Consider the following 17,222-nt stretch of genomic DNA (forward strand, 5'->3'; position numbering starts at 1 on the left):
TAGCGGAGGGGGAAATGTCGGAAGAGCAGAGCGTTTTTGTCCGCATTGAGCGTGACTTCGGCAAACATGGACCGACGGTAGTTACCTCGCTGATCGTCCTGTGCATGTCTGCCCTGATCTTGTTGGCGGGTGGCCTATTGCTTCCTTACTTTGCAGCAGGCGCTATGACAAACGGTGCTGCGACTGGTACGGTCATCAATATGCTGACAATGGTGATCGGCGGTTTGATCGGGTGGATTGCCGCGATCTTGGCGACGCCGTATAGCCAGAATGAGGCAAGCAGGTTGAGCACCCTTGCCAAGGCTATTTCAGCATTTTTATCAGGATACGTCCTGTCAAAATTCGACCGCGTCCTGGAAAGGACACTGTCTGGTGCTGGCGGCGGCTTAACCCAAGAAGCGTGGCAGTTGCTCGGATTTTTCTTTGGAGCCTTCTTGATTGGCTTCCTCGCAATCTTCACCACCCGCGCGTACTTCAGGAAGACCCAGATTGGGGTGAGATCCTGATGACGTCAAATACAGAGATGTTCAAAAGAAAACGAGAAATGGTGGACATTGCCGATGCTAGCCATTTCAGCATTTGTAGGGTGTTCGGCATCGCCGAACGCCCGTTAGATCAAGGACGCGCAGTGGCAGCACATCCTAAATTTGAACGCGTGGGCAAGGAACTTGCCCACCCTCCGAAAACCGGCGGCAGGGCGCTCACTCGGCATCGGTTTTGAAGCGGAAGGTCGTCGTGCTGCGCAGCGGCGCCTGCGGCCGGACCACCGTCGACGGGAACGCGGGAATGTTCGGGCTGTTTGGGAAATGCTGGGTCTCCAGCGCCAATCCGCTGCCCTTTACCAAAGGACGTCCTTCCGCATCACGCAGGCTGCCGTTCCAGCCGTTCGTGGAAAACACGACGAGTCCCGGCTCGGACGTGAACACGTCCAGCACGCGGCCGGAGGCGGCGTCGCTCAGCGTGGCCGCATGCCTGTCCTTCAGGACGAAGGTATGGTCGAGGCCATTGTTCGTCTTGACGATGTCTTCGCCGGATGTAGCGACCGGGCCAAGCTCGCGAGGCTTGCGCAGGTCCAGCCCGCCGGTGACGGCTGCGATCTCGCCGGTCGGCACGCGCTTGCCGTCGGTCGGCAGCCATTGATCGGCATTGACCTGCAGCGTGTGCCCGTAGACGTCCGGCGCATCCGACAGATTGAAGAAGGCGTGATGGGTGAGATTGACGACGGTCGGCTTGTCGGTCGCCGCCCGGTACTCGATACGCAGGTCCGCATCGACGACCCGGAACTCGGCCTTCACCTGCAGATTCCCTGGAAAGCCGTTTTCTCCATCGCGGCTGGCCAGGGACAGGTCGACGCCGCAATCGGCCGGGCTTGAATTCCACAGGCGGCTGCCGAATCCCCCTGGCCCGCCATGGACCGAGACGCCATCCGGCCGGGACATTAGGTCGTAGCGCTTGCCGTCGAGCGTGAACCCGCCGCCTCCGATGCGTCCTGCGAACCGTCCCACGATCTTCGAGAACGTGGCGTTGCCCTCGTAGTCGGACAGCTTTTCCAGGGTGCGAACCACGTTCCTGACCTTGCCCTCGCGATCGGGCACCTTGATGGCGTGGATGATGCCGCCGTAGTCCAGGATCGTGACTTCGATGCGCGCGTTGCGGATGGTGTAGGCGCGCACCTGTTCGCCGGTGGTCAGCGTGCCGAAGGGCCGGGTCTGCACCGTGCAGGCCGGCGCCGCCTGGACTGCGCCGCACGCCGCCAAGGCGGCAAGCAGGGACGCCGCCCTGGCAGTGCGTCCCACGTTCGTCATGCGAAGTTTTTCAGTGCCCATCCGCCAATGCTAACACCGCCGTGATGTTGTCGCGGCTGCCGTGCGCCTTGGCCAGCGCGATCAGCTCTTCGCAGCAGGCATCCAGCGACTGCGCCGACGCGTGGCCCAGCACCTGCGCGATTGCGCCATGCGGCGTGTTCCCGTACAAGCCGTCGCTGCACAGCAGGTACAGGTCGCCGCGCCTGACCTCGCACACCTTGACGTCCGGCGCCACCATGCCCGTCGGCCCGATCGCCTGCAGCAGCAGATTCCGCGGCGGCAGTCCTTCGGAGGCGCCGGATTCGAGCGCCTGCTGGTACAGGGTCTGGTCGCGCGTCAGCACCGTCAATTCGCCGGCGCGATAGCGGTAGATGCGGCTGTCCCCGACATGGAACAGCGCCAGCGGTCCGTCCGGCATCCATTGCCAGAAGCCGCTCAGCGTCGTCCCCATGCCGGCGCCGTCGCCATGGCCGTTACGCACATTGGCGCCATAGACCTGGGCGTTCGCATGGTCGACCGCCTCGTGCACCGCCAGCACCGCGCACATATGCTCGTCCTGCCAGGTCGCGTCCGGGTCGAGCATGGTTCCACGGGCGGGCAGGGCGCAACGGAACGGGTCCGCGTTCACCAGGGACGTGCGCAGGGAGCTCAGGGCCAGGTGGGCGGCGACCTCGCCGCCGTCATGCCCGCCCATGCCGTCCGCCACCGCGACGATGCGCAGTTCGGGGTCGATCAGGAAGTTGTCCTCGTTCGACTGGCGCACCAGGCCGACGTCGGTGAGGCCGTAGGCCGAGCCGAAGGCGAGGCGGTGGTAGATGCTGGGGGTGAGCTGGGTCCAGGTATGCATCGGCGTTGTCTTTATGGTTGTATGCCTGAAAATGTCCCGTCATGGCAGGCGCATCACGCCGCTGACGGTGAAGCGGATCTCGCCCGGCCGCTCGCCCGGCGCGGTCTCGATGCGCAGGTCGGACAGTCCTTGCGCGTGGCTGCCCGCGACCAGCGACGCGACCGCGCCCAGCAGCTGCGACTGCTGCTGCGCCCCGATCGATGCCGGCGCGGGCATGCTCTCCGGGCCGTAGTAGTGGTCGAGCATGGCCGCGAAGTCGCGCCGCGTGGTCACGCAGTACACGGGACGCGCATCCGGGAACAGGCCCACGACCGCGCCACCCAGCCTGGCCTGCTCCGGATCGACGCAGGCGACGTACACGCCATTGTCGTTGCGCGCCACCGGCAGCCATTGCTGGCGCGCGGCGGCCGCGCGATCCAGCGTGGCGATCAGGTCGGCGGGCACGCGCCGCTGCGGATGGTGGCTCAGGTAAGGCACCGCGAAGTGGTCCGCCAGCGCGCGCCCGACCACCGGCAGCTTGAGGCGGAAGTCGTCGATCAGCACGTCCTCGATGTCCTGCCCGCTGGCGCGCGCGTGCTGCAGCGCCTGTTCGACCTGGCCGCGCGGCAGGGCGGATTCGCGGATGGCGTCGGCGAAGCCGCCGCGCCCGCGCACCTCTTCCTGGCGGCGCTGGGCAAACGCCACGGCGAGGGTCTCGCACAGCGACGAGGCGCCTTCGACCACCGTCGCCGAAAATGCGCCGCCGAGCAGGTTGTTAATTAGCTGGAAAACGCCGATCACGGTGTCCTCGTGCAGGATCGGGATCACCAGCATCTCGCGCGTGCGGTAGCCGGTGCGGCGGTCGACGCCCTGCTGGAAGCGCAGCTCCGGCGCATAGCGCTGCAGCTCGGCCTCGTCGTAGACGTCGTGCAGGTTCACGGTGCGGCGCGACAGGGCCGCGTAGCCGGCCACGCTCAGGGCGGAGATCGGCAGGCGCAGCTGGCGGAAGGACGACAGGCCGGTCTTCACTTTCGAGACCAGGCTGGCCTTGTCCTCGCCCACCACGTAGATGCTCAGGCGGTCGGCGCCGAACAGGCTGCAGATGCCGCTCGAGACGTCGAGCATGATATCGTCGACGTTGCGGGTGGCGTGGATCTGGGTGGTGAGCTGCTGCAGCTGGCGGAAGAATTCGCCGCGCCGGCCCGGATCGGTCTCCCACGCCAGCGCGCTCATGAGGGCACGCGCGGCGCCAGCACGGTGGCGTCGAGGTCATGGGCACCAAGCCGGGTCGCGTCCGGATCGGCATCGATAGAGGCGGCCGCGGCCAGGCGCCACACGGGTGCCGCGGGGGAAGGCGCCGGCCGCTCGATGCTCTCGCCGTTCAGCGCGCGCCGCAGGTCTTCGCGGAAGGCCGCCGCATCGGGATAGCGTTCCTCCGGACGCTTGGCCAGCGCGCGCATCAGGACCGAATCGAAGGCGGGGCTGAGGAGCGGATTGAGCACGCTGGGCGGCACCGGCTGGTCGTACAGGATCTTCTGCTGGACCGCGAACACGCCGCTGCCGCGGAACGGCCGCTCGTTGGTGAGGAACTGGTACAGGATGATCCCGGCCGCGAACAGGTCCGATTGCGGACCGACCGCCTGGCCGGTGATCTGCTCGGGCGACATGAAGCTGGGGGTGCCGACCATCTCCGCGCCGGTCTGGTCGGGGCTGACCGCGGCCATGCGCGCCACGCCGAAGTCGGTCAGCTTGACGCGCAGGTCGTGGCTCAGCATCACGTTGGCCGGCTTGACGTCGCGGTGGATCACGCCGTGCAGGTGGGCGTAGCCGAGCGCTTCGAGCAGCTCGCAAGTCATGCGCACCGCGTCTTCCAATGTGAAGTCGAGGTGGAAGTCCTGGCTCATGTCGAAGTACGCCGCCAGCTCCTCGCCGCGCACCAGTTCCATCACCATGTAGGCGACGCCGTCCTCTTCGCCGAAGTCGTAGAGCCCGACGATGTGCGGATGGTTCAGGCGCGCCACCGCCTGGGCTTCCTGTACGAAGCGGCTCGAATAGGAGGCGCGCAGTTCGCTGTCGGCCAGCGCCGCGGTGGAGATCACCTTGATCGCGACCTTGCGCTCCAGGCGCGGATCGAAGCCCTCGTAGACCAGCCCCATGGCGCCGCGTCCCAGCACGCGCACCATCTGGTATCTGCCGAATTGGGTCGGTTCGTTCATGGGACGAAGACGGGCTCGAGGGAGAGAGCGCCAGTGTAAATCAAGCGCGGCGCCCCGGATCGGCGGCATCCAAAAAAATGCAAAATCGACACATTCTGGTGCATTTCGCCCCGGCCCGGTGCAGGCGGCGCACAGGGGAAATGCGCGTCTTTACGGTAGTTGTTGTATTGCCGGTTAGAACATGTAAAGATGGGCTGACTTATGCATACAAATGCATGACATTCACGTACACTTCACTGCAGCAATAGACCCGATTCCAGCAGTTTTTGAACGATTTTCAGAAGCCCGGTTCATGCCTCCTGCCCTGTCACGCATCCTCATCGTCCGCACCGACAATATCGGTGACGTCGTTCTCACCCTGCCGCTGGCGGGCTACCTGAAAGGGCTGATTCCGGGTGTGCAGGTCGACCTGGTCTGCCGTGCCTACGCCGCGCCGGTGGTGCGCTGTTGCCGCCACGTCGACCGGGTGCTGGCGCTGGAAGAACTCGACATCGACCGCCTGTTCCGCGACCATGACTACGACACCGTCATCTTCGCCTTCCCGCACCGCGCCATCGGCCGCGCCGCGCGCCGCGCCCACGTGGCCAACCGGGTCGGCAGCAGCCACCGCCTGCACCACTGGATCAGCTGCAACCGCTTGGCGCATTTCAGCCGCGCACGCTCGCCGCTGCACGAGGCGCAGCTGAACTTCGCCCTGCTCAAGGCGATCGGCATCGAGCACCAGCCGGAACTGCCCGAGCTGTGCGCCCTGTATGGCCTGGATGCCCCGCGCACGGCCGGCGTCGACGGGATGTTCGACCCGGCACGCTTCAACCTGATCCTGCATCCGAAGTCGAACGGCAACGGCCGTGAGTGGCCGCTGGCGCGCTACGCCGAACTGGCCGCGCTGCTGCGCGACGATCCCGACGTCGCGATCTGGGTCACCGGCAGCCGCGCCGAGGGCGAACTGCTGGCGCGCGAGGGCCAGGCGCTGCTCGCCAGCCCGAACGTGCACAACCTGTGCGGCCGGCTCGACCTGACCGGGCTGGTGGCGCTGATCGGCATGGCCGACGGCCTGGTCGCCAGCGGCACCGGCCCGCTGCACGTCTCGGCCGCGCTCGGCCAGCCGACGCTCGGCCTGTTCCCGCCGATCAAACCGATCGACATCGCGCGCTGGGGCGCGCTGGGCCGCAATGCCGTCTCGCTCAGCGCCGAACAGGCGTGCGAGACCTGCACCGATGCGCAGCACTGCCGCTGCATGGAGGCGATTCAGGCCGGGCAGGTGGCCGGCGTCATCGCCGAGTGGCGCGCCAGGATGTCCCTGCGCCGCCGCGGCATGCAGCGGGAGGAAGTGCCGGCATGATGCCGAAGCTCCTGATCACGCTCGACTCCATGCGGCATGCGAACACCGGCCTGCACACCTTCGGCCACAGCCTGACGAGCGAACTGGCCAGGCAGGGTGAGGGCAACGTCGATTTGAGCGCCTATACCTATCCGGTGCAGCTGGGCTTCCTCGGCGAGCGGGCTTCCTACGTACGCCACCGCAAATTCCACCGCTGGCATCTGCCGCGCCAGCGCCAGTACGACCTGGTCCACTTCGCCGACCAGTACTGCCGCTTCGGCCCGCAGCGCATCAGCGGCAAGACCGTCATGACGGTGCATGACCTGAACCAGGTGCACGAGCTGCCCGCCGACAGTCCGAAGCTCGCGCGCCACCTGCGCAAGATCGGCGACAAGATCGCCGGGGTCGACCGCATCGTGGCGATCTCGGAATTCGTCAAGGCCGACATCGCGCGCTTCTTCCCCGAGGCCGAACACAAGATCTCGGTGATCTACAACGGCACCGACGCCAGCCACGCGCCGGCAGGCCATGCGCCGCGCTTCCAGCCGCCCGGGCGCTTCCTGTTCACGGTGGGGATGGTATGCCCGAAGAAGAACTTCCACGTGCTGGCGCCGCTGCTGCGCGCGCCTGACATGGCTGACGTGACCCTGGTGATCGCCGGCGTGGTCAAGGAAGCGTACAAGGAGAAGATCCTGCAGGAGGCGGCGCGCTTCGGCGTGCTCGATCGCGTCGTGGTGACGGGGCCGGTGAGCCAGCACGACAAGGACTGGTACTACGCGCATTGCGAGGCCTTCCTGTTTCCCTCGCTGGCCGAAGGCTTCGGCCTGCCGGTGCTGGAGGCGATGCACCACGGCCGGCCGGTGTTCCTGTCGCGCTTCACCAGCCTGCCGGAGATCGGCGGCGACGCCGCCTTCTACTTCGACAGCTTCGACCCGGACCACATGAGCGCGGTCCTGCGCGAGGGCCTGGCGCGCTTCGATCGCGAGGATGGCGCCGCGCGCGTGCGCCGGCATGCGAACCGCTTCAGCTGGAAAAACGCGGGGGCGGCCTACCTCGACCTCTACCGCCAGGTGCTGGCCTGAGGTTTATACTGCGGGGATGAACCAGACCCGCTGCAGCTGGGCCAATATGGCCAACCCGCGCTATATCGCCTACCACGACCACGAGTGGGGCGTGCCCTGTCACGACGAGAACACGCTGTTCGAAATGCTCAACCTCGAAGGCGCCCAGGCCGGGCTGTCGTGGGAGACCATCCTGAACAAGCGCGACTCCTACCGCGCCGCCTTCGACGATTGGGACGCCGAAAAGATCGCGCGCTACGACGAGGCCAAGGTGGCCGAGCTGCTGGCCAATCCCGGCATCGTGCGCAACCGCCTGAAGGTGGCGGCCGCGATCACCAATGCCAAGGCCTACCTGGCGATGCGCGCGCAAGGCCTCACCCTGGACGCCTATCTGTGGGGCTGGGTCGACGGCAAGCCGATCGTGAGCGACTGGCCGGACGGCTCGCGCCCGGCGAAAACCGAACTTTCGGACCGCATCTCGAAAGACCTGGGCCAACGCGGCTTCAAGTTCGTCGGCTCGACCATCATCTACGCCTACCTGCAGGGTATCGGCGTGGTGGACGACCATGACCGGGCGTGCTTCCGCCACGCAGGGCGATGATCGGCCTGCGCGCGCACTGGCGGGGCCGCGAGCGCTATACGGTGTTCGCGACGTCCTGCGACGCCGGCGCCTTGCAGGACGCCTGGCGCGGAGATGCCGATCGGCCGGCGCGGCTGCACATCGTGGCGCTCGCGCCTGATTTGCAGCCGGGCTTTCACCGCATCCCGCAGGCCGATCCGCGCCTGACGCTGACCTCGGTCTGCGCGCCCCTGGAAGAGGCGCTGGCGCAGCTCGGCGCGCAGCCGGACGCGGTCTTCCTAGAGGGAGTGACCGGCACGGCTTTCGCGCGGCCGCTGGCGCGCATCGTGGCGCTGGGGGCGCGCCTGTTCGCAGACGGACTGGACGCAGAGCAGCGCGCCGCGCTGCAGGCGCAGGGCTTCGTGTTCGAAGGCGAGTCCGGCCACGCCGTCTTCGCCAGCCGCAAGCCGCGGCTGCCCATGCCGCCGACGCCCGAACGGCGCGCCATCGTGGTCGGCGCCGGCCTGGCGGGTTCCGCTGCCTGCGCCGCCCTGTGCGCGCGCGGCTGGGACGTCACCCTGGTCGAGCGCCATCCCGAGCCGGCGATGGAAGCCTCGGGCAACCTGGCCGGCATCTTCATGCCGCTGCTTTCGCGGGACGACAACATCCCGACCCGCCTGACCCGCGCCGCCTACCTGTACGCCCTGCGCGCATGGGAGCAGCTCGGCGGCATCGGCCGCGCGATCGAAGGTGACGCCTGCGGCGTGCTGCAGCTGGCGCGCGACGCGGATCACGCCGCGGTGTCGCGCGCCATCGCGCAAGAGGGGCGCTTGCCGCCGGCATTCGCACGCTGGCTCGAACGGCCGGAGGCGGAACGCCTGCTCGGCCTGCCGGCGCCGGATGGCGGCTGGCTGTTCCCGCAGGGCGGCTGGGCGCGTCCCGGCAGCGTCTGCGCGGCAATGCTGGATGCCTGCGGCGCGCGGCTGACGCGGCGTTTCGGCATCGGCTCGATCGGGCTGGAACGGGTGGACGGCGCATGGCTGGTGCGCGATGGGGAGGGGAAGGTCGTCGCGCAGGCGCCCACCGTGGTGCTGGCCAACGGCGTCGGCGCGCGCGGCCTGGCGCAATCGGCCGACCTGCCGCTCGCGAGCCTGCGCGGCCAGGTCACCCACCTGGACGGCGCCAGCCTGCCGGCACTGCCGCTGGTGCTGTGCCGCGAAGCCTACCTGACCCCGGCCGCGAACGGCGTCGCCTGCGCCGGCGCCACCTACGACCTCGATGGCGACCCGCTGCTGCGGGAAGAGAGCCAGGCGGAGAACATCGAACGGCTGCGCAACCTGGTGTCGGATCCGGCAGCGGCCGAAGGCGCAGCGCTGGCGGGCCGCGTGGGATTCCGCTGCGTGGCGCCGGACCGTCTGCCGCTGGTCGGCCGCCTGCCGGATTTCGCCGCGGCCGGCAGCACCGAGCGCCTGCGCGACGTGCCGCGCCATCCGGGCCTGCTTGGCCTGCTCGGCTATGCGTCGCGCGGCCTGATCTGGGCGCCGCTGGCGGCGGAACTCCTGGCCGCCCAGCTGGAAGGCGAGCCGCTGCCGCTGGAAATGGCGCTGGTCGATGCCCTCGACCCGGCCCGTTTCGTACTGCGCGCCCGGCGCGGCAGCCGCGCCCCGGCGCCTGGATTGTTGTAACGCAGCCATAAGTTACATCCGGACACGGGATTGTCAAATTCCCGACGGTATAATTGACGTACGGTAACTTTTTCCAGCTGCGGACCCCATGGATGATTCCCCACAATCGAGCGAGCTGTTCCTGTTCCTCGCGTCCACCGCGCACGATATGAAGAACTCGATCAGTGTCCTGTCCGGCACGCTGGAGCGCCTGCTCGACGGCGCGTCCCCCGAGACCGAAAAGGCCTACGGGCAGATGGCGCAGATGCTGTACCAGACGCGCCGCCTGAACGACAACCTGATGCAGCTGCTGGCGCTGTACAAGCGCGTCGGCACCCCCGAATATCCCTTCGACGTGCAGCCGCTCGAGATCGGCCAGCTGGTCGAGCAAGTGGTGGCGCTGGGTCGCGTGCTGCTGGCCTCGCGCGGCGTGGCGCTCGAACTCGACGTCGATGCGCAGCTGCTCTGGCATGTCGACGAAGACCTGATCGTCGGCGTGGTCTCGCACGCGGTCAACAACGCCGTGCACTACACGCGCGACCGCATTCGCCTATCGGCGCGCGAGCGCGATGGCTGGCTCGAGATCCGCGTCGAGGACAACGGCGACGGTTACCCGCCGTCGCTGCTGGAGGCCGGCGGCGCCGCGCTGGATGCGAACGCCAGCGGCGTGAACTTCCTGACCAACAGCGCCGGCCTGGGCCTGCACTTCTCGCGCGAAGTCGCGCGCATGCACCGCCACCGCGAGCGCGCGGGCAGCGTGCGCCTCGAGAACGGCGGCGCGCTCGGCGGCGGCTGCTTCATCCTGGCCCTGCCATGAACACCCCCGTCAACTTCATCAGCCCAGCCGCGCCCGCGCTGCCCGTGGTCGCCGAGCAGGTCGACTGGGCCGGCAAGAACTACCTGGTGGTCGACGACTTCATCGGCGTGCGCCAGCTGCTGCGCGAGAGCCTGCGCAGCCTGGGCGCGCGCAACATCGACCAGGCTTCCAGCGGCGGCGAGGCGATGGCGCTGCTGAACAAGACCCGCTACGACGTGGTCCTGTGCGACTACAACCTGGGCGAGGGCAAGAACGGCCAGCAGGTGCTGGAAGAGGCGCGCATGCGCAACCTGCTGCTGCCCTCGAGCGTGTTCCTGATGGTGTCGGCCGAGAAGACCGTCGAATCGGTGATGGGCGCGGCCGAGCACCAGCCGGACGCCTACCTGGTCAAGCCGATCACCGAGGGCGTGCTGCTCACGCGCCTGAACCGGGTATGGCGCAAGAAGCAGATCTTCAACCCGATCGACCACGCCTACGCCGAGAAGGACTACCTGCGCGCGGCGCGCCTGTGCGACGAGCAGATCGCCGGCAACCGCGCCCACGAGATCGACCTGCTGCGCATGAAGGCGCGCCTGATGGAGCGGTGCGGCGAGCCGGCCAAGGCGCGCGAGACCTACGAGCGGGTGCTGGCCCAGCGCGAGTACCAGTGGGCGCGCTCGGGCCTGGCCAAGATCCGCATGGCCGACGGCGACTACGAGCAGGCGCGCCAGATGTTCGCCACCGTGATCGCCGAGAACCGCTACTACATCGACGCCTACGACCAGCTGGCGCGCGCCTACCAGAACATGGGCAAGCACGAGGAGGCGCTCGGCATCCTGGAGCGCGCCGCCAAGCTGTCGCCGAATTCGGTGCCGCGCCAGCGCAGCCTGGGCCAGGCCTGCCTGAAGCTGGGGAACGTCGGCATGGCCGAGAAGGCCTTCCGCAAGTGCATCGCGATCGGCGAGTATTCGATCCGCAAGACGCCCGACGCTTATCTTGGCCTGGCGCGCGTGTGCGGGCTGAAGAACGATCCGAAGGAAGCGCTGCTGCTCTTGAACGCGGCGGTGCGCGAGTTCTCGGCCGAGCACCCGGACATCGCGCTGCGCGCCAAGATCACCGAGGGCCTGGTGTACCACGAGAGCGGCGACTACCGGCGCGCGCGCAAGGCCGGCGACGAACTGGAAGCCCTCTTGAGCGCGACGCCGGAACGTCCCGACGTGCCGACCTGCATCGAGATGGCGACCCTGCTGTTCGCGGTCGGCGTGAAGGAAGCGCCGGTCGAGCTGCTGTGCTACGTGATCCGCAACAACCACGACAACGTGCTGCTGCAGGACGAGGTGCAGAAGATTTTCGAGAAGGCGCGCATGGGCGACGAAGGCGAGGCCCTGATCCGCAAGGCGCGCAAGGAAGCGGTCGACCTGATGAACCAGGGCGTCTTGCTGTGGAAGACCAACAAGCTGCCGGAGGCGGTGGAGTGGATGAGGAATGCGCGCGCGGCGCTGCCGCACAATGTGCGCATCCTGTTCAATTCGGCGCAGATCCTGGTGTCGTGCATGCAGCAGCGCGGGTTCAGCATCCTGCTGTCGGACGAGGCGCATGCGGTGCTGGGGCAGGCGGACCGGCTGGCGCCGGGGCAGCAGCGGTTTGCGCAGTTGATCGAGCAGTTGCTGGCGTTGGCGCCGAAGGTGGAGGAGGGGCCGGTGGCCGAGGCTAGTGCGGACGCTGCGAGCTGATCGACGAACTTGGGTTCCGGCCTTCGCCGGAATTCGTAGGCGCCAGTGGCGCGTACGACGTTGTTTGAGTTAGCCGTTAGCCTCAAGACCGTCATCCCGGCGAAGGCCGGGAACCAAGTTTGCTAGCGTACCGCTTCGCTCTTGACGAAGTCGACGAAAGCCCGCAAGGGAGCTGGCAGCAATCGCCGCCCCGCATAATACAAATACGGCCCCGAAAACCGCGGCCACCACTCCTCCAGCACCGGCGCCAATTCACCCCGCGCCAGATACGGCTTCAGCCAATCCTCGAACAGATACACGATCCCGGTCCCCGCCACCGCCGCATCGACCGCCAGATCGACCGCCCCGCCGATCTGCACCAGCAGCGGCCCGGACGGATCCACGGTCAAGACCTCGCCCTCGCGCTCGAACTGCCAGTCGATCATCGCCCCGCTGGGAAAGCGACCGCGCAGGCAGTCGTGGGAAAGCAGGTCGCGCGGATGCTCGGGACGCCCGCGCCGCGCCAGGTAATCGGGTGAGGCCGCCGCAGCGAGGCGCTGCACGCGCGGGCCGATCGGCACCGCCACCATGTCCTGCTCCAGCCGCTCCTCGTAGCGGATGCCGGCGTCGCAGCCGGCCGCCAGCACGTCGACGAAGCTTTCCTCGGCGGTGACTTCGAGCCGGATCTCGGGATAGGCGGCCAGGAAGCGCGGCACGATCGAGGGCAGCACCAGGCGCGCGGCGCTCATCGGCACGTTCAGGCGCAGGGTCCCGGCCGGGGTGTCGCGAAAGCCGTTGACGACGTCGAGCGCGCTTTCCACTTCACTCAGCACGGGATCGAGCCGCGCCAGCAGGCTCTGGCCGGCCTCGGTGGGCACGACACTGCGCGTGGTACGGTTCAGCAGGCGCACGCCGAGGCGCGCTTCCAGGCGCCGCACCGCGTCGCTCAGGCCGGATGCGCTGCTGTCGCTCAGGCGCGCGGCGTCGCGAAAGCCGCCGGCGCGCGCTACCGCCACAAAGGCGGACAAGTCTCCGAGATCGATTTTCATTGTTCGCTTTTTCGTACAACCCGTTCGATGTTGATCGGATTGTACGCCATGGCGCGCGCACGTATCGTCGAGGGACTGACCAACCAAGGAGAACACCATGAATACCATGAACAACACATATCGTCTCGGTTCGCGCGAAATCCGCCGTCTCGGCTACGGCGCCATGCAGCTGGCCGGCCCCGGCGTCTTCGGTCCGCCGCCGGATCGCGAGGCGGCGCTCGCCGTGCTGCGCGAAGCCGTCGAACTCGGCGTCGACCATATCGACACCTCGGATTTCTACGGGCCGCACATCACCAACCAGCTGATCCGTGAAGCCCTGCATCCGTATGCGGACGACCTGACCATCGTCACCAAGGTCGGCGCGCGGCGCGATGCTCAGGCCAACTGGCTGCTGGCCGATGCGGACGCGGAGCTGGAACAGGCCGTGCACGACAACCTGCGCAACCTGGGCCTCGAACGGCTGGATGTGGTGAACATGCGCATCATGTTCGACGTGCACGGGCCGGCCGAAGGTTCGATCGCCCGGCAGGTCGAAGCGTTGGCCGCGCTGCGCGAACGCGGGCTGGTGCAGCACATCGGCCTGAGCAACGTGACGATGGCGCAGCTCGAGGAAGCGCAGCGCATCGTGCCCATCGCCTGCGTGCAGAACATGTACAACCTGGTGCACCGCCAGGACGACGCCATGATCGACGCGCTGGCGCGGCAGGGCATCGCCTATGTGCCGTTCTTCCCGCTGGGCGGCTTCTCGCCGCTGCAGTCCGAGGGCTTGTCCGACGTTGCACGCCGTTTGACGGCGACGCCGATGCAGGTCGCCATCGCCTGGCTGCTGCAACGCTCGCCCAACATCCTCCTGATACCCGGTACCAAGTCGGTGACCCACCTGCGCGAGAACCTGGCCGCCGCCGATCTGGTGCTGGACGAGGAAGCGCTGGCGGCGCTCGAGAAGATCGGTCGCTAGGAGCTGTCGGCCGGTCCGTGCCGGCGCCGCAGCTCGTCGCACAACGCCCCGACGTCGAAGCCGCCTGCGCGGGCCTGGATGGCTGTCGCTGCCGGGCCGAGCGCGCACTCGGCGACGTACTGGCCCAGCGCCCGGTAGCTTTCGAACTGGGTCTCGTCGAACCACTGGTCGGCCGTGCTCTCGTGCGGATAGCTGGGGTGGACCTTGCGGTAGTTGAGCAGGTCGGCGTTCTCGCGGCCGACGATGGCCGGCTTCAGGTAGAGCAGGGTGCCGTCGACGCCGCCCGCGTCGACCGCGCTGTAGCGCACCGTGCCGATCGCGCAGCTGGCGCCGCACAGGCCTTCGCCGCCGCGCTGGGCCAGCTTGCCGACGTCGAGGTCGATGCGCACGTGCAGGTCGGTGGCGCACTTGCGGATCGCGTTGCCGAGGTCCTCGAAGGAGAGCAGGCCGTCGCTGGCCACGTCCACCGCGATGATGAGGCGGCAGCGGCGCCGCACCAGTTCGTAGATGCCGAGGTTGTCGAAGTGGCCGCCGTCGGACAGGTAGACGTAGCTGGCGTCGGCATTGGTCAGCCCGAACAGCTCGGCCAACAGGCTGAACAGCCCGACCGGCGGCGAGGACTGCTGCCACGCTTCCTTGCGCGGATTCGGGCACCAGCGTCCGAGGCGCACGTTAAACATCGTCATCAGGAAGTTCAGCGGCGGCGAGGAGTGCGCGCCCATGTTCGGGCTGGCGGCGGCGCCCGAGACCGCGATCGCCATTCCCAGCCGCACGCCGGCGTCGTCGTCCGCGCCGGCGCCGGAACGCGCGCCGTAGTCGCCGGTCGGCCGGTAGCAGCCGCGCGCAGCTTCGCTGCTGGCCGACTGTGGCGGCAGTTCGAAGCCGCAGTGGCGCGGCGTGAAGGTGAAGGAGGCGGCCTTGCGGGTGCGCCAGGCCAGTTCCTCGCCGCCGACCAGGTTCAATGAGGTGTTGATGATGTGGCAGGGCCGCTGCTGCTTGAGGTCCGCCAGCAGCGGGTCGTCGCTGGCGTCGAAGCCGGTGAAGGGGTGGGGCTTCCTGGCCCGGTTGCTGGCGCCGAAATAGGCGCGCACCAGGCGGTTCCGGTACAGCATGTAGAGCGAAAACTTGTTGATGTCCACGCGCCAGCCGAGCAGCAGGGCGGCCACCGAAAAGACGGCGAAGGCCGTGAACAGATGCGCGCCGCTGGTCGCCAGCGTGGCGCGGGCATGCATGCCATAGACGCAGGTGAAGGCGACCGGCGCCGGGCAGGCCAGCTGAGGCGGCGCCACCACCCATTGGACGAAGGCGCCCAGCAGGGCGAACACGCCGGCCGTGAACACGTAGGGCGCGAGGCGTGCGCACAGGTCGAGGCGCCAGTCGGCGTTGCGCGTGCCCGCGCCGTTTCCCGTCCTGCTGCTGCTGCCGGCGCGCAGGCCGAACCAGGTGACGAACAGCCAGCCGGCGAAGGTGCTCAGGTAAGACCAGGGCTCGAAGGTGAGCCAGGCCCAGTGCAGCAGCGGCGCGAGAAAGAAAGCGACGCCGAACATGGTGACCCAGGCCAGCGCGAAGATCCAGGTCCAGGCGCCCTGGCGGCTCCACCATTCGCGGCTGGCGTCGCTGTACATGCGGCCGATCAGGCCGATCATCAGCGTCATGGTGCCGGCGAACAGCGCCATCATGAGCGGCATGCCGAAGGTGGTCAGGGCGATCGCGTTGTTCAGCACCGGGTGCCGGCTGGGGTTCGGCAGCACGGCCAGGCCGGCCAGCAGCAGCACCGCGCCCAGGGTCAGCGCGCCGACCGCGCACAGCAGGTGCGACAGGCCTTCGATCACCTCGCCGCGGCTCAGGTCCGCCGGCGGGCGGTGCGGCTGCAGGCGGTGCATGACGGCCAGCGCCAGCGCGCACAGCACCAGCACCGCGGAGAGCGACAGCAAGCCGTTGACGATGTGCTCCGCGCTCTCGCGCGACAGCAGCTGCACCATCATCTCGGGCGCGAAGGCGCGCGCCGAGGCGCACAGCACCGCCAGCACCGCCACCAGCGCCGCCGTGCACAAGGTGTAGCCGGCGCGCCGGTAGACGCTGATGCGGTCGTGCGCCATGTACCAGCCGCAGGCCCACACCACGAAATAGACGAAGCCGGGCGCCAGCAGCCACTGCGCGCGGCCCTGCAGTTCCGCCGGCAGCGCGCCCAGTTCCCAGAACGGCGCCATGCCGCCGTGGCGCCACAGGCCCACGCTGCCGAGGAAGCCCGCCAGCAGCAAGGGCAGGTTGATCCACCAGAGCACCGCGCCCTGCGACAGCGGGAAACGGCGCAGCCCGCGCGAGCCGGAAGGTTTACTGGAGATGCTCAGGGCGATGCAGAACACGGCCGCCAGGAACAACAGGATGCCGAGCAGCCAGGCCAGGTCGGTGTAAGCCGCCCACGGCCCGTTTGGGCCCACGATGCGGTGCACCGCCCACACGGCGGCGCGCGGCAGCAGCAGCAGGGCGCACAGCCAGGCCACCAGCATGGTCAGGTTCAGGCCCGTGTTGCGGGCATAGGTGCCGATCAGGGTCCAGGTGTCGGCGCTGAACATGCCGCCGCGCGGCGACAGGTAGTTGCTGTACTGGCGAAGAAAACGGATCGCCGGCGCCTCGGCCGTGCCGGCGGGCGGCGCCAGCAGCGCCTCGACCTGCTGGATGTCGCCGCCCTGTTCGTGGATGCAGGTGGAGAGCCAGCCGCCGATGAAGCCGCCGCCGGAGACGGTCGACAGGTAATCGAGGTGGCGCAGCATTTTCTGGCCGGCCATGGCCTGCAGCACGTCCAGGCCGAAAGTGGCGCTGCGTACGCCGCCGCCGGACAGGGCGAGGCCGACCAGGCCGGCGCCGTGGGCGCGTTCCACCGGTTCGTCGGGCGCGCCGGCGCTTTCCGGCTGCGGGCGCAGCAGCGCGAGTTCGTCGCGGAAGACGTCGGAGAAGGTGGCGCCGCTGACTTCGTCCAGGCGCCGCAGGGTTGGCGCATCGAGCAGGCCGCGGCCCGTGATGCCTTGGCGGCGGCGGAATTCGACGATGGCTTCGGACAGTTCTCCCAGCGTGCAGGCCTGCGGCGGCGGCCGGCAGCCGGCCGCCTCCAGCTTGCGGCGCAGGTCGGCAAGCCGTGAGGGCGTCAGGCTGGCGGGGTTGAAGGAAAGCACGCGCGCTCCTGCTGGATGAGGGGGCATGAAGCGGACTCATGCCTGCCGTTCCAGTTCAGCACGCTAAAACGCGGCACACCCG

General features: G+C 68.2%; 14 protein-coding genes. 8 read left to right on the forward strand and 6 right to left on the reverse strand.

What is annotated here, in order from left to right; translation table 11 throughout:
• Window positions 1–14: 14 nt before the first annotated feature.
• Window positions 15–506 (forward strand): hypothetical protein, encoded by a 492-nt coding sequence (locus LQ564_RS12580; protein WP_231058434.1) that lies wholly within the window; start codon window positions 15–17, stop codon window positions 504–506.
• Between the two features lie 195 nt (window positions 507–701).
• Here the strand turns inward: LQ564_RS12580 and LQ564_RS12585 are convergent, their stop codons facing one another.
• The 4 genes from LQ564_RS12585 to LQ564_RS12600 are packed head-to-tail and all read right to left on the reverse strand — an operon-like array spanning window position 702 to window position 4,847.
• A complete protein-coding gene (locus LQ564_RS12585) occupies window positions 702–1,805 on the reverse strand; it encodes an aldose epimerase family protein (protein WP_231058435.1) in 1,104 nt (367 codons plus the stop codon).
• 10 nt (window positions 1,806–1,815) lie between these two features.
• Window positions 1,816–2,652: a PP2C family protein-serine/threonine phosphatase gene (locus LQ564_RS12590; RefSeq protein ID WP_231058436.1), complete on the reverse strand. Its 837-nt coding sequence runs from the start codon at window positions 2,650–2,652 to the stop codon at window positions 1,816–1,818.
• A 39-nt stretch (window positions 2,653–2,691) separates the two neighbouring features.
• The gene (locus tag LQ564_RS12595) at window positions 2,692–3,864 is read right to left on the reverse strand and encodes a GspE/PulE/PilB domain-containing protein (RefSeq protein ID WP_231058437.1); all 1,173 of its coding nucleotides are present in this window, start codon (window positions 3,862–3,864) and stop codon (window positions 2,692–2,694) included.
• On the reverse strand, window positions 3,861–4,847 hold the full coding sequence (locus tag LQ564_RS12600) for a serine/threonine-protein kinase (RefSeq protein WP_231058438.1): 987 nt from the start codon (window positions 4,845–4,847) through the stop codon (window positions 3,861–3,863). The genes LQ564_RS12595 and LQ564_RS12600 overlap by 4 nt, the downstream gene beginning before the upstream one ends.
• 292 nt (window positions 4,848–5,139) lie before the next feature.
• Here LQ564_RS12600 and LQ564_RS12605 point away from each other — a divergent pair, with 292 nt between their 5' ends.
• The 6 genes from LQ564_RS12605 to LQ564_RS12630 all read left to right on the forward strand — a co-directional run bounded on the left by LQ564_RS12605 (window position 5,140) and on the right by LQ564_RS12630 (window position 11,981).
• The gene (locus LQ564_RS12605; protein ID WP_231058439.1) at window positions 5,140–6,189 is read left to right on the forward strand and encodes a glycosyltransferase family 9 protein; all 1,050 of its coding nucleotides are present in this window, start codon (window positions 5,140–5,142) and stop codon (window positions 6,187–6,189) included.
• The gene (locus LQ564_RS12610; RefSeq protein ID WP_231058440.1) at window positions 6,186–7,250 is read left to right on the forward strand and encodes a glycosyltransferase family 4 protein; all 1,065 of its coding nucleotides are present in this window, start codon (window positions 6,186–6,188) and stop codon (window positions 7,248–7,250) included. Before LQ564_RS12605 ends, LQ564_RS12610 begins: the two co-directional genes overlap by 4 nt.
• A 16-nt stretch (window positions 7,251–7,266) precedes the next feature.
• The gene (locus LQ564_RS12615) at window positions 7,267–7,830 is read left to right on the forward strand and encodes a DNA-3-methyladenine glycosylase I (RefSeq protein WP_231058441.1); all 564 of its coding nucleotides are present in this window, start codon (window positions 7,267–7,269) and stop codon (window positions 7,828–7,830) included.
• Entirely contained in the window at window positions 7,806–9,473 is a 1,668-nt protein-coding gene (gene mnmC1 / locus LQ564_RS12620) for an FAD-dependent 5-carboxymethylaminomethyl-2-thiouridine(34) oxidoreductase MnmC1 (RefSeq protein WP_371873480.1), read from the forward strand. The genes LQ564_RS12615 and mnmC1 overlap by 25 nt, the downstream gene beginning before the upstream one ends.
• Window positions 9,474–9,561: 88 nt before the next feature.
• The gene (locus tag LQ564_RS12625) at window positions 9,562–10,269 is read left to right on the forward strand and encodes a sensor histidine kinase (protein ID WP_231058442.1); all 708 of its coding nucleotides are present in this window, start codon (window positions 9,562–9,564) and stop codon (window positions 10,267–10,269) included.
• The gene (locus LQ564_RS12630) at window positions 10,266–11,981 is read left to right on the forward strand and encodes a tetratricopeptide repeat-containing response regulator (protein ID WP_231058443.1); all 1,716 of its coding nucleotides are present in this window, start codon (window positions 10,266–10,268) and stop codon (window positions 11,979–11,981) included. The genes LQ564_RS12625 and LQ564_RS12630 overlap by 4 nt, the downstream gene beginning before the upstream one ends.
• A gap of 122 nt (window positions 11,982–12,103) precedes the next feature.
• On the opposite strand, the gene LQ564_RS12635 is transcribed toward LQ564_RS12630, so the two are convergent.
• Window positions 12,104–13,009 (reverse strand): LysR family transcriptional regulator, encoded by a 906-nt coding sequence (locus tag LQ564_RS12635; protein ID WP_231058444.1) that lies wholly within the window; start codon window positions 13,007–13,009, stop codon window positions 12,104–12,106.
• Window positions 13,010–13,106: 97 nt separating this feature from the next.
• Between LQ564_RS12635 and LQ564_RS12640 the strand changes: the two genes are divergently transcribed.
• A complete protein-coding gene (locus LQ564_RS12640; RefSeq protein ID WP_231058445.1) occupies window positions 13,107–13,967 on the forward strand; it encodes an aldo/keto reductase family oxidoreductase in 861 nt (286 codons plus the stop codon).
• On the opposite strand, the gene LQ564_RS12645 is transcribed toward LQ564_RS12640, so the two are convergent.
• The gene (locus LQ564_RS12645) at window positions 13,964–17,140 is read right to left on the reverse strand and encodes a patatin-like phospholipase domain-containing protein (RefSeq protein ID WP_231058446.1); all 3,177 of its coding nucleotides are present in this window, start codon (window positions 17,138–17,140) and stop codon (window positions 13,964–13,966) included. The genes LQ564_RS12640 and LQ564_RS12645 overlap by 4 nt on opposite strands.
• Between the last annotated feature and the right edge of the window lie 82 nt (window positions 17,141–17,222).

It is taken from the genome of Massilia phyllostachyos (genome assembly GCF_021044825.1).
GTDB lineage: Bacteria > Pseudomonadota > Gammaproteobacteria > Burkholderiales > Burkholderiaceae_D > Telluria > Telluria phyllostachyos.

Bases quoted from the DNA above. Each gene is read 5' to 3' on its own strand.
- LQ564_RS12580 (WP_231058434.1), top strand. From the start codon at position 15: ATGTCGGAAGAGCAGAGCGTTTTTGTCCGCATTGAGCGTGACTTCGGC.
- LQ564_RS12585 (WP_231058435.1), bottom strand. From the start codon at position 1,805: ATGACGAACGTGGGACGCACTGCCAGGGCGGCGTCCCTGCTTGCCGCC.
- LQ564_RS12590 (WP_231058436.1), bottom strand. From the start codon at position 2,652: ATGCATACCTGGACCCAGCTCACCCCCAGCATCTACCACCGCCTCGCC.
- LQ564_RS12595 (WP_231058437.1), bottom strand. From the start codon at position 3,864: ATGAGCGCGCTGGCGTGGGAGACCGATCCGGGCCGGCGCGGCGAATTC.
- LQ564_RS12600 (WP_231058438.1), bottom strand. From the start codon at position 4,847: ATGAACGAACCGACCCAATTCGGCAGATACCAGATGGTGCGCGTGCTG.
- LQ564_RS12605 (WP_231058439.1), top strand. From the start codon at position 5,140: ATGCCTCCTGCCCTGTCACGCATCCTCATCGTCCGCACCGACAATATC.
- LQ564_RS12610 (WP_231058440.1), top strand. From the start codon at position 6,186: ATGATGCCGAAGCTCCTGATCACGCTCGACTCCATGCGGCATGCGAAC.
- LQ564_RS12615 (WP_231058441.1), top strand. From the start codon at position 7,267: ATGAACCAGACCCGCTGCAGCTGGGCCAATATGGCCAACCCGCGCTAT.
- LQ564_RS12625 (WP_231058442.1), top strand. From the start codon at position 9,562: ATGGATGATTCCCCACAATCGAGCGAGCTGTTCCTGTTCCTCGCGTCC.
- LQ564_RS12630 (WP_231058443.1), top strand. From the start codon at position 10,266: ATGAACACCCCCGTCAACTTCATCAGCCCAGCCGCGCCCGCGCTGCCC.
- LQ564_RS12635 (WP_231058444.1), bottom strand. From the start codon at position 13,009: ATGAAAATCGATCTCGGAGACTTGTCCGCCTTTGTGGCGGTAGCGCGC.
- LQ564_RS12640 (WP_231058445.1), top strand. From the start codon at position 13,107: ATGAATACCATGAACAACACATATCGTCTCGGTTCGCGCGAAATCCGC.